Origin of the sequence: Agromyces mariniharenae (assembly GCF_008122505.1) — a bacterium.
Taxonomy (GTDB): domain Bacteria; phylum Actinomycetota; class Actinomycetes; order Actinomycetales; family Microbacteriaceae; genus Agromyces; species Agromyces mariniharenae.
On the sequence record NZ_VSSB01000001.1, the window covers coordinates 499,371 to 513,261 of the forward strand.

The 13,891-nt window shown below is 72.6% G+C and carries 13 protein-coding genes and 1 tRNA gene; 4 read left to right on the forward strand and 10 right to left on the reverse strand.

What is annotated here, in order from left to right; translation table 11 throughout:
• Positions 1-19: 19 nt before the first annotated feature.
• From FYC51_RS02320 to FYC51_RS02330, 3 genes are all read right to left on the reverse strand, one after another.
• Positions 20-1,300, reverse strand: a complete 1,281-nt coding sequence (locus tag FYC51_RS02320) for a M20/M25/M40 family metallo-hydrolase (protein ID WP_148732075.1) — start codon at positions 1,298-1,300, stop codon at positions 20-22.
• Positions 1,297-2,904 (reverse strand): D-alanyl-D-alanine carboxypeptidase/D-alanyl-D-alanine-endopeptidase, encoded by a 1,608-nt coding sequence (locus FYC51_RS02325; RefSeq protein WP_222863191.1) that lies wholly within the window; start codon positions 2,902-2,904, stop codon positions 1,297-1,299. Before FYC51_RS02325 ends, FYC51_RS02320 begins: the two co-directional genes overlap by 4 nt.
• A gap of 63 nt (positions 2,905-2,967) precedes the next feature.
• Complete coding sequence (locus FYC51_RS02330) at positions 2,968-3,951, reverse strand: Gfo/Idh/MocA family protein (RefSeq protein WP_148732076.1); 984 nt, start codon at positions 3,949-3,951, stop codon at positions 2,968-2,970.
• A 132-nt stretch (positions 3,952-4,083) separates the two neighbouring features.
• On the opposite strand from FYC51_RS02330, the gene FYC51_RS02335 reads away from it, so the two are divergent.
• On the forward strand, positions 4,084-4,434 hold the full coding sequence (locus FYC51_RS02335) for a hypothetical protein (protein WP_148732077.1): 351 nt from the start codon (positions 4,084-4,086) through the stop codon (positions 4,432-4,434).
• 28 nt (positions 4,435-4,462) lie between these two features.
• Here FYC51_RS02335 and FYC51_RS02340 read toward each other — a convergent pair whose 3' ends face one another.
• Complete coding sequence (locus FYC51_RS02340; protein WP_148732078.1) at positions 4,463-4,807, reverse strand: hypothetical protein; 345 nt, start codon at positions 4,805-4,807, stop codon at positions 4,463-4,465.
• Entirely contained in the window at positions 4,804-5,130 is a 327-nt protein-coding gene (locus FYC51_RS02345; protein WP_148732079.1) for a DUF7882 family protein, read from the reverse strand. The genes FYC51_RS02340 and FYC51_RS02345 overlap by 4 nt, the downstream gene beginning before the upstream one ends.
• A gap of 240 nt (positions 5,131-5,370) precedes the next feature.
• Between FYC51_RS02345 and FYC51_RS02350 the strand changes: the two genes are divergently transcribed.
• A complete protein-coding gene (locus FYC51_RS02350) occupies positions 5,371-6,168 on the forward strand; it encodes an SGNH/GDSL hydrolase family protein (protein WP_148732080.1) in 798 nt (265 codons plus the stop codon).
• Entirely contained in the window at positions 6,165-7,058 is an 894-nt protein-coding gene (locus tag FYC51_RS02355) for an SGNH/GDSL hydrolase family protein (protein ID WP_187432454.1), read from the forward strand. The genes FYC51_RS02350 and FYC51_RS02355 overlap by 4 nt, the downstream gene beginning before the upstream one ends.
• A 65-nt stretch (positions 7,059-7,123) precedes the next feature.
• Here the strand turns inward: FYC51_RS02355 and FYC51_RS02360 are convergent.
• The 5 genes from FYC51_RS02360 to topA form a co-directional block, all read right to left on the reverse strand.
• Positions 7,124-7,196 (reverse strand) — tRNA-Thr (locus FYC51_RS02360).
• Positions 7,197-7,275: 79 nt separating this feature from the next.
• Positions 7,276-8,835: an alpha/beta hydrolase gene (locus tag FYC51_RS02365; RefSeq protein ID WP_148732082.1), complete on the reverse strand. Its 1,560-nt coding sequence runs from the start codon at positions 8,833-8,835 to the stop codon at positions 7,276-7,278.
• Positions 8,832-10,001 carry a DNA polymerase III subunit delta' gene (locus tag FYC51_RS02370; protein WP_148732083.1) on the reverse strand — a complete coding sequence of 390 codons (1,170 nt, stop codon included), beginning with the start codon at positions 9,999-10,001 and terminating at the stop codon, positions 8,832-8,834. Before FYC51_RS02370 ends, FYC51_RS02365 begins: the two co-directional genes overlap by 4 nt.
• Before the next feature lie 44 nt (positions 10,002-10,045).
• Positions 10,046-10,666: a dTMP kinase gene (tmk, locus tag FYC51_RS02375; protein ID WP_148732084.1), complete on the reverse strand. Its 621-nt coding sequence runs from the start codon at positions 10,664-10,666 to the stop codon at positions 10,046-10,048.
• Positions 10,663-13,449 (reverse strand): type I DNA topoisomerase, encoded by a 2,787-nt coding sequence (gene topA / locus FYC51_RS02380; RefSeq protein ID WP_148732085.1) that lies wholly within the window; start codon positions 13,447-13,449, stop codon positions 10,663-10,665. The genes tmk and topA overlap by 4 nt, the downstream gene beginning before the upstream one ends.
• A 205-nt stretch (positions 13,450-13,654) precedes the next feature.
• Between topA and FYC51_RS02385 the strand changes: the two genes are divergently transcribed.
• Positions 13,655-13,891: a hypothetical protein gene (locus FYC51_RS02385; protein ID WP_148732086.1), complete on the forward strand. Its 237-nt coding sequence runs from the start codon at positions 13,655-13,657 to the stop codon at positions 13,889-13,891.

Here is a 13,891-nt window from a genome sequence, read left to right on the forward strand (position 1 = left end):
CCGCTCTCCGGCCATCGCCCTACGGTCCATTCTCCCCACAGAATGCGCCGATGGCGCCAGCGACGACGTCGACGAGCCGCTCCAGCGAGTCCGCCGACACCCACTCCTCGTCGGCGTGCGCGCCACCGCCGACGGGGCCCACGAGCACCGCGGGGATCCCCGCGGCCGCGATGAGGCCGGCATCCGTCCACCACGGGTCGCCGCGACGCACGGCGGGCGCACCGCTCGCGCGCTCGACCGATGCCAGCACCGCCCGCGCGATCGGGGACGCCGGCTCGGCCTCCATCCCCGGCCGCGCGACGAGCTCCACGACGCGGGCCGGCCGCGAGGGCGCGAGCACGCGCTCGAGCTCGGCGCCCGGATCGGGCTCGCCGGGCAGGGTGCGCCGTTCGACGACGAGCACGCAGCGGGCGGCGACGGTCGCGGCATCCGTGCCGCCCTCGATCGTCGCCACGCGCACGCTGCCGGCCCCGAGCAGCGGATGCCGCGGCCGCGCGCCGAGGTCGGCGGCGAGCGCGCGCAGGGCGACGAGTCCGTCGATCGCGTTGTCGATCGCGTCGATGCCGAGCTCGGGTTGCGACCCGTGCGCGGCTACGCCCTCGTACTCGACGCGGTACCACGCGAAGCCGCGGTGCGCGAGGGTCACCTCGAGGTCGGTCGGCTCGAGCACGATCGCCCCGTCGGGGCGCGGCAGGGCGAGCCGAGCGGATGCCGCGCCGCCGGCCGCGCCCGCATCGTCGCCGTCCCCCGCATCCTCCGCGTCGAGCGCCGCCAGCAGCTCCTCCATGCCGACCGAGCCGAACTCCTCGTCGGACGCGAACGCGAGCACGACGTCGCCGGGGAGGTCCTCGGGAGCGGCCGCCGCCGCGACCATCGCCGCGGCGAGCCCGCCCGCCATGTCGTAGGCGCCGCGGCCGGCGATGCGGTCGGGATCGGGTCCGTGCGCGCCGGGCTCGTCGCCCGGGGCATCCGACCCGGCCGTGCCGGCGTCCGCGCCGGCGCCGGTCCCGCCCACGGTGTCCAGGTGGCCGGCGAGCAGCAGTGTGCGGCCGCCGCCCAGGCCGCGACGGCGCGCCAGCACGCTCGGCCGCGACGGATCCGCGCCGACCAGCCGCACGTCGAAGCCGCGCTCGGCCAGCCACGCGGCGACGAGCTCCGCGAGCTCCCGCTCGCCGGCGCCGCCGGGCACGAGCGACGGGTTGGTCGCGTCGACCGCCACGAGGCGGCGCGTGAGCGCCGCGACGTCGGCTCGCGGCATCCGCTGCTCGCCCGCCCTCGCCGTCGCGCCCGAGCCGGTCATGTGTTCGACAGGTTGTCGCCGCAGAGGAAGAAGCCGGTCGTGAGCGTGTCGATGGCCTGCTTGGTGTCGTCGGAGACGTCGCCGAGCGCGTAGATCGCGAAGGTGAGCGTCGCGCCGTCCTGCGCGCGGATGACGCCCGTGAGCGTATAGCCGGTCTCGATCCAGCCGGTCTTCGCCGAGACGGCGCCGTCGGCCACGGCGTTGTCGCCCGCGAACCGGTCGCTGTACGAGAGGGAGCCGCGCTGACCAGAGACCGGCAGGCCGTCCATGATGACGCCGAGGTTCGCCTCGCGGGCGTTGATCTTCACGAACAGCCGGGTGAGGTACGACGGCGGGACCGCATTGTTGTCGCTGAGACCCGAGCCGTCGACCACGGTGACGCCCGTGGTGTCGACGCCGTACGCGGCGAGACCCTGCAGCACGCCCGCGTTGATCGCGCCGAACGTGTTGCCCGCACCCGTCTTGATGGCGACGAGGCGCCCGAGCATCTCGGCCACGGAGTTGTCGGAGACGACGAGGGCCTTGTCGATGAGCTGCGCCACGGTGGGCGACGAGACGGCTCCGAGCTGTGCCGCACCCGCGGGGGCGGTGCCGCGCTCGATCACCGAGATGCCGCCGAGCTCGCCGGCGAACGCGTCGCCGGCGCGACCGATGGGGTCGCCGCTGCGCCAGGAGGTCTCGGCGTTCGGGTCGTCGCGGTCGCCGTCGACCTGCAGCGCCGTGATGTTCGACATGTAGCCGTACTCGCGCTCCGCCGGGTCCCAACTGGGCTCCCATTCGTCGCCGCCGAAGTAGCTCGCATCGAGGATCAGCTTGGTGAGCGGCGGGTTCGACGGGTCGGCGTCCCATGCCGCGCGCACCTGCGCGGCGAGGTCGTCGAGGTGCGCAGCACCCGGGTAGACGGTCTCGTCGCCGCTCGAGGTGCGCGAGAGCGTCACGTCGCCGCCGCCGACGAGCACGACCGAGCCGGGCTCCGAGCCCTTCACGACGGTCGTCGTGGCGCGGTAGTCGGGGCCGAGCACCGAGAGGGCCGCGGCCGACGTGAGCACCTTCATGACGCTCGCGGTGCGCGACGCCGTGCTGCCGCCTCGGTCGTAGAGCACCTCGCCCGTCGTGGCGTTCACGACCTGCGCCTGCAGGTTCGCGAGGCGGCCGTCGGCGGCGCGGTCGCCGACCGAGCAGGTGCGGATCCGGCTCGCGGCCGCGGCGGACGCGGGCGCCGGGCGGGCCGGGTCGGCGGTGGGCGTGGGGGTCGACGTGGCGGCGGTGGCCTCGACGCGGTCGCCGCCCGCGACGACGGCGCCGGCGAACACGGCCCCCGTTCCGAGCAGCGCGAGCGCGACCGCGCCGGCGGTGATCGAGAGCGCGAGGCGGTGCCTGCGTGCGAACGCGGCGACGGATGCCCCGAACCCCTGCCGGTGGGCCGTGGGCCCGGCCGCGGCGTCGACGGGCCCGGCCGCGGCGTCGACGGGTCCGGCCGGTCCTGCGGGGTCGACCTGCCCAGCAGGCTCGAGCGGGCCGACGGGGTCACCCGACGGACGGGCGTCGCCCGCGGGGTCGCCCGACGGACGGGCGTCGCCCGCGGCATCCGTTTCGTCGACCATTCGGGGAATTGTACGCGGCGGCCCGCAGCGGAACCTGACCGTCGCCCGAACGCCGGCTGACCGTCACTCGCCCGGGTAGCGCAGCCCGATCTGCTCGCGGATCGCGTCGAGCGTGCCCATGATCGCGACCGACTCGTCGATCGTGAGCAGGTCGCCCCGCAGGTCGCCCTCGGCGACGAGCCGCTCGACGGCCTCCGCCTGGAAGTGCATGCCGCGGCCGGTGACCTCGGAGCGGAACTCCTCGAGCACGGCGCCGTCGGCGTCGATCACGCGGAAGCTCGTGGGGGTGTACCAGACGGGGTCGATCTCGATGCGCGCCTCCGTGCCGATCACGACGGCGGTGTTCGGTCCGAGCGTGTCGGTCGCCGACAGCATCGAGGCGACGCGACCCCCGTCGTAGCCGAAGATGTTCGCGATCTGCGCATCGGCACCCGTGTCCTTGAAGGTGGCGGTCGACTGGATCGTGAGCGGCGCGCCGAACAGGTCCCACGAGAACGAGACGGGGTAGACGCCGAGGTCGAGCAGCGCGCCGCCGCCGAGCTCGAGCGCGTTGATGCGGTGCGCGGGGTCGGCGGAGAGCTTCTGGGTGTGGTCGACGATGAGGGTGCGCACCTCGCCCAGCGTGCCCTCGGCGATGATCTCGCGCACGCGGGCCATGTGCGGAAGGTAGCGGGTCCACATCGCCTCGAGGGCGAGGAGCCCGCGCGAAGCGGCGAGGTCGGCGATCTCCTGCGCCTCACGGGCGTTCACCGTGAACGGCTTCTCGACGAGCACGTGCTTGCCCGCCTCGAGCAGGAGGCGCGCGGCGCCCGCGTGCAGCGGGTGCGGCGTCGATACGTACACCACGTCGACCTCGGGGTCGCCGGCGAGTGACTCGTAGCTGCCGTGCGCGTTCGGGATCTCGAACTCGGCGGCGAACGCGTCCGCGGACGCCTGGGTGCGGGAGCCCACCGCCTGGACGGTGAAGCCGTTGAGCCGCAGGTCGTTCGTGAAGGCGTGGGCGATGCCGCCCGTCGCGAGGATGCCCCAGCGCAGTCGATCGGTCATGGCGCCAGCCTAGTGCCGCCGCGAGAGCGCGATCAGGCTGCGACGCGGCACCGCCGGTCACGACGCTTCCCGGGTCGCTGCGCCAGAGTCAAGGGATTGCCCGAGATCGGCGCGACTGTTTTCGTGGACCCCATGGAACGGATCTACTACGCCGGCGACCGCTTCCTGACGGGCACGGAGGTGGCACGAGCCCTCGTCGAGTACGCCGCGGCGCTCGCGCGGCAGGGGTCGGCTGCGGCGATCGAGATCCCCGTGCGACACACCGACGGAACGCTCGGCGTGGTCAACTTCCTCGTCGGACCCGCGAGCCAGCTCGTCACGGAGTCGCTCGACGGCGACGCGGGCGAGGAGATCGTCGACGAGCCGCTCGTCGCCCGCCTGCGCGCGCTCACCGCCGATCTCGCGCCGATGCACCCGGTGGCACGGCCCTCGGCGGTCGAGCCCGAGGGCACGTCGGGGTACGACTGGACCGACGAGGTCTGAGCCGCCCCGCCGGCCGGCGCCCGGGCCGCTACTCGACCGGGACCGGCTCGCCGTCGGGGCCGATCTCGCCCTGCGTGGCCGTCGTCACCGTGCCCGCGCCCCGGGCGTCGCCCTCCGCCGCCGCGGCAGCGGCGTCCACCTCCCCGGGCCGCGCCGGCTCGACGGGGTCGGGCGGGATCGGCAGGATGGCGATGGGGATGCCCGGGCCGACGAGCAGCTCGGCCGGCTGGGGCCGGCCCTCGCCGTGGTTGACCGAGATCCAGGTGGCGACTCCGGTGCGATGCGCCGCCTCGATCTCCTCCTTCATCTGGTCGAAGTCCTCCTGGCCGACCGAGAAGTCCCGTCCGGCGTAGATGATGCCGATGCGCTTCATGACTCCCGCTCTCCGCCGGCCCCCGTGTCCTCGGGCTCGGGCATCAGGTGCAACCCGCTCGGCGAGTTCGCCGCGCTCATCAGCAGGTCGATCCACGCGCGGTTGATCGACGGCTGGCGCCCGCCGGCGTACTTGAAGTGGAGCGGGATGGTCGGATGCAGCCACAGCGTGCTGCGGCCGTCGCCGATGGCGGGGTCGTCCCGCCAGCTGAAGTAGAACGACTCGGCCCGACGGAGCTTCGCCCCGATCACCAGCTGCAGGTGGGCGAGGACGCGGTCGTCGAAGTCGACGGTGAGGGTGGAGTCGTAGGTGAGTTTGCCCATCGGGCCTCCGATGCTCGAACTCGCGGTCGATCGGGTCATCGACACGTCGGACGTGCCGCAAGGATAACGAGCCTCCGTCCGCGCCGCGCCCCCTTGACGGGGCCCGGCGTTCATGCGTCCGCATCGCGCTCGCAACGGGGGCGTCCGCACGCAGGTGTCGGGTCGACGAGCCCGGGCGACGTACGTCCGCCCCCGAACTGGGTCGCGCGGGATCACGCGCTCAGGCACTACCCTCCGTGCATGACAACGCTGTCGAGTTCCCGGCGTGTCGCGACGCTCGCCAGCGCTTCGATCCTCGTCGCCTCGGCGACGGTCTTCGGCGCTCTGCCCGCCCACGCGGCACCCGGTGGCCCGGGCCCCTCCCCCGACAAGTCGTCCTATGCCGCCCTCGGCGACTCGTACGCCGCCGGCGTCGGCGGCGGCGACTACCTCGACCTGTGCCTCACGAGCCCGAACGGCTACGCGGCCGATCTCGCCGATGATCCCGGCCGGGCCCAGCACTCGTCGCTGCGCGGCTGCGTCGGTGCCTCCGTCGACGACGTCGCGGCGGACCAGCTCGGCGGACTCGACCTGCGCACCCGGCTCATCACGTTCACGGCCGGCGCCAACGACCTCGGCCTCGAGGCGGTCACGATCGCCTGCCTGACCGGAACGCCGGAGCAGTGCCAGGCCGCCGTGCAGGCCGCCCTGGCGAACCTCGCCCCGCTCGCGCAGGACCTCGTCACGACCTTCGCGACCGTCCGGGCGTCCGCGCCGAAGGCGACCGTCGTGGTCACGGGCTATCCGCTCCTGCTCGATCCCGCCATCCCGCAGTCGGCGTTCGTGAACAACGGCGTGATCGCCCTCAACCGGGTGATCGCGGCGGCGACCCTGGCCTCGGGCCCGGGATTCCAGTACGTCGACGTGGTCGACGCCTTCGCCGGCCACGGCATCGGATCGGCCGATCCGTGGATCATCCCGCCGCCCTCGCTCGAGGCGTTCCACCCGACCCCGGCCGGGTACCTGGCATACGCGAACACGATCCGGGCCGCACTGTGATCCGCGCGGAACGCGAGCCGGCGACCCGTCGGCTCGCCCTGATCGGCGCCGCGCTCCTCGCCGCCGCGACGCTCGCCCTCGGCGCAGCGGTCGCAGGTCCAGCGGATGCCGCGACGGCAGCGGTCTCGGCCGGCAAGCCCGACAAGCCCGGCAAGCCCCCGGGCGGCGGAGGCGGCGGCTCGGGCGGCGGCGGGACCACGGAACTCGAGTACGCCGCGGTCGGCGACTCGTTCGCCGCCGGAACCGGCGCACGGCCGTACCTCGACACCGCCTGCAACCGCAGCTCGCTCGGCTACCCGAAGCTGCTCGACGCCGACGCGAACCTCCGGCTCACGGCGTTCCCGGCCTGCACCGGTGCCTCCACCACGACCGTGATCTCCTCGCAGGTTCCGGCGATCCCGACGACCGCGAAGCGCGTGACGCTCACCGCGGTCGGCAACGACGTCGGGTTCTCGACGGTCATGCAGAACTGCTTCGTGATCGTCATCACAAGCTCGTGCCAGTCGAGCCTCGCCACCGCCGAGACCCTCATCGCGAACGGCACGGTGGCGGCGAACGTGGCCGCGGTGGTGCAGGCGATCCGCGCGCGGGCGCCCGAGGCGAAGGTCGTGGTGGCGGGGTATCCGCTCCTCTTCAACGAGCCCAGCGGCTACACCTGGGCGGCGCGTGTGAACGTCGACACCGCCGCACTGAACGACGCCGTGGCGGCCGCCGCGGCGGCGAACGGCGCGGTGTTCGTCGACGTCGAGGCCGCGTTCGCCGGGCACGGGATCGGCAGCCGGAACGCGTGGATCAACGACTGGTCGTGGCTCGACACGACGATCGGCTTCCATCCGAACGCCACCGGCTACGCGGCATACGCGACGGAGATCCGGAAGGTCATCGGCTGATCGTCGAGCCTGCACCGCACCGACGACGAAGGGCCCGGATCACTCCGGGCCCTTCGTGTCTCGCGAGCCGCCTGAGGGAATCGAACCCTCGACCTATTCATTACGAGTGAATCGCTCTGCCGACTGAGCTAAGGCGGCGTGGCATCCGTCTCGCCTCAGGCGATCCGGCTGGCACGAGAGTCTATGTTAGCGGGTTTCGCGAGCGTCGTTGACCACGTCAGCAGCGCGGGTCGCTCGCCGGGACGGTTCCGTCGATGAGGTAGGACTCGACGGCGTCGCTGACGCAGGCGTTGGACTTGTTGTAGGCGGTGTGCCCCTCGCCCTGGTAGGTGACGAGCACGCCGCTGTCGAGCTGGTCGGCGAGCGAGACCGCCCAGTCGTAGGGCGTGGCGGGGTCGCCCGTGGTGCCGACCACGAAGATGGGTGCCGCGCCGGTCGCGTGGATCTCGCCGCGCTCCCGGTCGCCCTGGTACGGCCACTGGTTGCAGCTCAGGTCGCCGAAGCCGAAGTACGGACCGATCGTCGGGGCCGCCTGTGCGATGGCGGCCGCCTTCTCGCGCATGACCTCCACGTCGGCCTGGTAGGTGTAGTCGAGGCAGTTCACGGCGCGGAACGCCTCGGTCGAGTTGTCGCGATACGTGCCGTCCTCGTTGCGCCCGTTGTACCCGTCGGCGAACGAGAGGGCGAGGTCGGCATCGCCGAGCATGACCGACTCGAGCATCTGGCTGAGGTACGGCCACGACTCGGGGCTGTAGAGCGGGTAGATGATCGCCGTCAGCAGCGTGTCGGCGCCGACCATGCGGCCATCCGAGCCGCGCAGGGGGCTCCGGTCGACCGAGGCGAGGAGCTCGGCGACCTCCTGCATCGAGGCGTCGACCGAGCCGGTGAACGGGCAGTCGGTGCCGGTGAGGCAGTCCTCGAGGTAGGCGCGCAGGGCGTGCTCGAAGCCCACGGCCTGCGCCTGCGTGACCTCGGTGTCGCTCGCCGACGGATCGATCGCGCCGTCGAGCACCAGCCGCCCGACCTTCTCGGGGTAGAGGTCGGCGTAGGTGGCGCCGAGGAACGTGCCGTACGAGTACCCGAGGTAGTTGAGCTGCTCGTCGCCGAGGATCGCGCGCAGCAGGTCGAGGTCGCGGGCCGCGCTCACGGTGTCGACCTCGCCGAGCAGGTCGCCGGTCTGCTCGGCGCAGGCCGTGCCGAAGTCGCCGGCGGCATCGCCCACGAACTCGATCCACTCGTCGCTGCCGCGCTCGGCCGGCACGATGCCGTAGAGGTAGTCGTCCATCTGCGCCGCGTCGTAGCACTCGACCGCGGTCGAACGGCCGACGCCCCGCGGGTCGAAGCCGACGACGTCGAACCGCTCCTGCAGCGGCTGTCCGACGGCGTACTCGAGCGACTCGGCGATGAAGTCGTAGCCCGAGCCGCCCGGACCGCCGGGATTCACGAGCAGGGAGCCGATGCGATCGCCCGTCGCGACGTGCCGCACCAGGGCCAGCTCGACGTCGCCCTTTCCCGGGTCGTCCCAGTCGAGCGGGGCCTTGGCGGTGGCGCAGCCCAGCCCGTCGCCGCAGCGCTCCCACTCCAGCACCTGCGAGTAGAACGGCTGCAGGTCGGCGGCGACGTCCTCCCCGGTCGGCGTCGAGACCGGCTTCGACTGGTCGAGGAAGGTCGGCATGCATCCCGTGAGGGCGGCGAGCACCGCGAGGGCGACGGCGCCGATGCCCAGGCGGCGGGCACGCGGCATCGGGCCGCTCGTGCTCGGGCGTCGGTCGGTCATGCGGCTCCCCGTTCGTTCACGGTCGGGCGGATGGCGCTGACGAGCATCGCCTCGAGGGCGAGTGCGGGCTGCACGTTCCCCTCGATGCGCTCGCGCGCCTCCTGGATGGCGTCGAGCGTCGCGAGCGTCTGCGCCGGCGTGGCGGATGCCGCAGCCCGGCGCATCGGCTCGGCGATCTCGCGATTGACGAGGTCGACCTCGGCGTCGAGCTGGATGAGCAGGACGTCGCGGTAGAGCGAGGCGAGGTCGACCAGGATGCGATCGATGCCGTCGCGCAGGCTCCGGGTGGCGCGGCGCTTCTGGTCGTCCTCGAGCGCCTTCAGCTGCGGTCGGAGCGCGGCCGGCACGGCCTGCCCGGGCGCGAGCCCGAGCGAGTGCAGCGCGTGCGCCCGTTCCTCGGCGTCGCGGAGCTCGGTGATGGCCTTGGCGTCGTCGCCCGCGATCTCGAGGAAGCGGGCAGCGGTCGCGACCGCCGTGGCGGCCGAGCGCACGCCGAGCGCGAGCCGGAGCGTCTCGGCGCGTCGGTCACGGGCCTCCTCGCTCGTGGCGAGGCGGTGGGCCATGCCGATGTGGCACTGGGCCTCGCGCGCCGATCGCTCGGCGAGCGCCTCGTCGACGCCGTCGCGACGCACGAGGAGCGCGGCGACCTCGGCGACGGTGGGCATCTGCAGGCGCACGGTGCGGACCCGGGAACGGATCGTCGGGATGAGGTCGGCCTCGCTCGGCGCGCAGAGGATCCACACGGTGCGCTCGGGCGGCTCCTCGAGCTCCTTCAGGAGGAAGTTCGACGTCTGCTCGGTCATGCGGTCGGCGTCCTCGACGATGATGACGCGGTGCCGCCCGACCGACGGCGCGTAGTGGGAGCGCTTCACGATCTCGCGCACGTCGTCGCGCTTGATGATGACGCCCTCGGTGGCGAGCACATGCAGGTCGGGATGGCTGCGCACCTCGACCTGGATCCGGGTCGGCTCGTCGCCGTCGGGATCGCCGGCGATGAGCGCGGTCGCGAACGCATAGGCGAGGTTCGAGCGACCGGAGCCGGGCGGGCCGGTGATGAGCCACGAGTGGGTCATCTGCTGCGAGGCGCCGTCGCCCGCAGCCGCCGCAGCGGCGCGGAACACGCCGATCGCGGGCTCCTGCCCGGTCAGCTCGTCCCACACGCTCACGCGACCACGCTACCTTCCGCTTCCGACCGTGGGCTGTGCGTCGCTCAGAGCAGGGACGCGACGCGCCCGCGGATGTCGCCGGCGATCTCGTCGACCGGCCGCGAGGCGTCGACCACGAGGAACCTGCCGGGCTCCGCCTCGGCGAGCCCGAGGTACGCGGCACGCACGCGGTCGTGGAACTCGGATGCCTCGGCCTCGAGCCGGTCGTAGCGGGTGCGCGCCTCGTCGAGGCGTCCCCGCGCGGCATCCGCGTCGAGGTCGAGGAGGATCGTGAGGTCGGGCGCGAGCCCCTCGGTCGCCCACTCGGACAGGCCGCGCACGGCCTCGGGGTCGAGCACGCGGCCGACCCCCTGGTAGGCGACGGACGAGTCGATGTAGCGATCCTGGATCACGATCTCGCCCCGCTCGAGGGCGGGGCGCACGACCGTGGCGACGTGGTGCGCCCGGTCGGCCGCGTAGAGCAGCGCCTCGGCCCGTGGCGAGATGTCGCCGCGGTGGTGCAGCACGATCTCGCGGATCTCGACGCCGACCTCGGTGCCGCCGGGCTCGCGGGTGCGCACCACGGTGCGCCCCTCGCCCGAGAGCCATTCGCGCAGGAGCTCGGCCTGCGTGGTCTTGCCGGAGCCGTCGCCGCCTTCGAGGGTGATGAAGACGCCGCGGCTCACGCGTTGCTCTTCTTGGCGGGCGCCTTCTTCGCCGGCGCCTTCTTCGCCGTCGTGGTGCGCTTCGCGCGCGGCGCCGCGGGCCCCTTGTCGCGCTTGATCTGCAGCAGCTCCACTGCGCGCTCGAAGGTGATGTCCTCGACCGACTCCGCACGCGGGATGGTGGCGTTCGTGGTGCCGTCGGTCACGTAGGGCCCGAACCGGCCGTCCTTCACCTTGATGGGCTTGCCGCTCACCGGGTCGTTGTCGAACTCCTTGAGGGCGCTCGACGCCCGGCGGGCGCCGTACTTCGGCTGGGCGAACAGCTCGACCGCGCCGTCGAGGCCGATCTCGAAGATCGCGTCCTCGCTCGGCAGGGTGCGGGTGTCGGCGCCTTTCTTCAGGTAGGGCCCGTACCGGCCGTTCTGCGCGGTGATCTCGTCGCCCGACTCGGGGTCGAGGCCCACCACGCGCGGGAGGTCGAGCAGCTTCAGCGCGGTGTCGAGGTCGATCTCCTCGACCTGCATGCTCTTGAACAGCGACGCCGTGCGCGGCTTCGGTGCGACGGCCTTCTTGGCACCGCGCTTGGGCTTGGCCTCGACGACCTCGCCGGTCGCGGGATCGACCGCGGGCGCGGCCTCCTCGGGCTCGGGCTCGAGCTCGGTGACGTACGGTCCGAAGCGGCCGTCCTTGACGACGACCTGCTTGCCGTTGGCCGGGTTCTCGCCGAGCACCCGGTCGCCCTGCACGGGCGCCTCGATGAGCTCGCGGGCCTTGGCCTCGGTGAGCTCGTCGGGCGCGAGGTCGGGCGGGAGGTTGACCCGGCGCGGCGCGGCGTCGGGCGCCGCATCGGGATCCACGGTCTCGAGGTACGGACCGTACTTGCCGATCCGGAGCGTCACGTCGGGCGCGATGCGCACCGAGTTGATCTCGCGGGCGTCGATGTCGCCGAGGTTGTCGACGACCTGGCGGAGTCCCCGGTGCGTGTCGGAGCCGAAGTAGAACCCGTTGAGCCAGTCGACGCGGTCGGCCTCGCCGGAGGCGATCCGGTCGAGGTCGTCCTCCATCTCCGCGGTGAAGTCGTACTCGACGAGGTCGCCGAAGTGCTCCTCGAGGAGGCGGACGACGCTGAACGCGACCCAGCTCGGCACGAGGGCCTGCCCGCGCTGCGTGACGTAGCCGCGATCGAGGATCGTGGAGATGATGGACGCGAACGTCGACGGACGGCCGATGCCGAGCTCCTCGAGTCGCTTCACGAGACTCGCCTCGGTGTAGCGCGGCGGCGGGCTCGTCTCGTGGCCCTTGGCCTCGAGCTCGGCGAGGTCGAGCGCCTGGCCCTCCTTCAGCGGCGGCAGCTTGGCGTCGCCTGGGGCCTCGTCGGCGTTGCGCTCCTCGTCGCGGCCCTCCTCGTAGGCGGCGAGGAAGCCGCGGAACGTGATGACCGTGCCGCTGGCCGTGAACTCGGCGATGGTGCCGGCCACGGCGGCGGATGCCTCGGCGGGCGTCGCGGCATCCGCCGACGTGGGACCGACCTCGATCGTGACGGTCGCGGTCTGCCCCTTGGCGTCGGCCATCTGCGAGGCGACGGTGCGCTTCCAGATGAGGTCGTAGAGCTTGAACTCGCTGCCGCGGAGCACCTTCTCGAGCTCGGCGGGCGTGCGGAACACGTCGCCCGAGGGGCGGATGGCCTCGTGCGCCTCCTGCGCGTTCTTCGACCGGCTCGCGTAGGTGCGGGGCTGGTCGGGGATCGAGTCGGCGCCGTAGAGGGACGTGGCCTGCGTCCGGGCGGCCGTGATCGCCTGCTGCGACAGCGACGTGGAGTCGGTGCGCATATAGGTGATGTACCCGTTCTCGTACAGCGACTGCGCGACGCGCATCGTGTCGCGGGCCGAGAGCCGGAGCTTGCGTGCGGCCTCCTGCTGCAGCGTCGAGGTCGTGAACGGGGCGGCGGGGCGACGCGAGTACGGCTTCGACTCGACCTTGCTCACCCGGCGGGCGACGGCGTCGTCGCGCAGGGCGGCGGCCAGGGCATGGGCGGTGGGCTCGTCGAGGACGACCGCCCTGCCCTTCAGCCGGCCGGAGTCGTCGAAGTCGCGGCCCGTCGCGACGCGCTCTCCGCCGAGGCGCACCAGCCGCGCCTCGAACGACGGCTGGCCCTCGCCGGCCGACGACGCGAACCGGCCGATGAGGTCCCAGTACCCGGCTGCGACGAACGCGAGGCGCTCGCGCTCCCGGTCGACGACGAGGCGCGTGGCGGCCGACTGGACGCGTCCGGCCGACAGCCCGGGGCCGACCTTGCGCCACAGCACCGGCGACACCTCGTATCCGTAGAGGCGGTCGAGGATGCGGCGGGTCTCCTGGGCGTCGACGAGCGCGGTGTCGAGCTCGCGCGTGTTGTCCTTCGCCTTCTGGATGGCGTCGCGGGTGATCTCGTGGAAGACCATGCGACGCACGGGCACCTTGGGCTTCAGCTCCTGCAGGAGGTGCCACGCGATGGCCTCGCCCTCGCGGTCCTCATCCGTCGCGAGCAGGAGCTCGTCGGCGTTCTTCAGGGCGCGCTTGAGCTCGGCGACCGTCTTCTTCTTCGCGTCGGACACGACGTAGTACGGCTCGAAGTCGTGCTCGACGTCGACGGAGAACTTGCCGAGCGAGCCCTTCTTGAGCTCGGCCGGGAGGTTCTTCGGCTCGATGAGGTCACGGATGTGGCCGACCGAGGACAGCACCTCGTAGCCGTCGCCGAGGTACTGGGCGATCGACTTCATCTTGGTCGGCGACTCGACGATGACCAGTTTCTTCGCGCCTGACACCAGACTCCTCTTGTTCCGTGGATGGGAGAACGCACATCGTTGCCGCGCCCCCGAGCGGTGTGCCGTCGTCGTGCGGAGCGGTCCGCCGACAGCCACACCATACACATATCGACCGTGAGTGCACCCATTCTGCGCCGCGTCGACGCGGGTCGCGACGCCCCGACGGACCCCTTGCAGTTCGCGGTGCGCGGAGGAGAATGGCGGCATGGACACCTCTTCCGCGAGCTCGTACACGGCGAAACTCATCGACGGTCCGCTCGAGGGGAAGACGGTCGCGACCGCCTTCCTCGAGACGGGCGATCCTCGCCCGCGCCTCGAGCTGAACACCGACAAAGGCAAGCACTACATCTACGCCCGGGCCGCGGGCCTCGAGTTCGGCGCCGAGGACGACGATCGTCCGACCGCCGTGGAGTACCGCTTCATCGAGACCGTCTTCGACTGA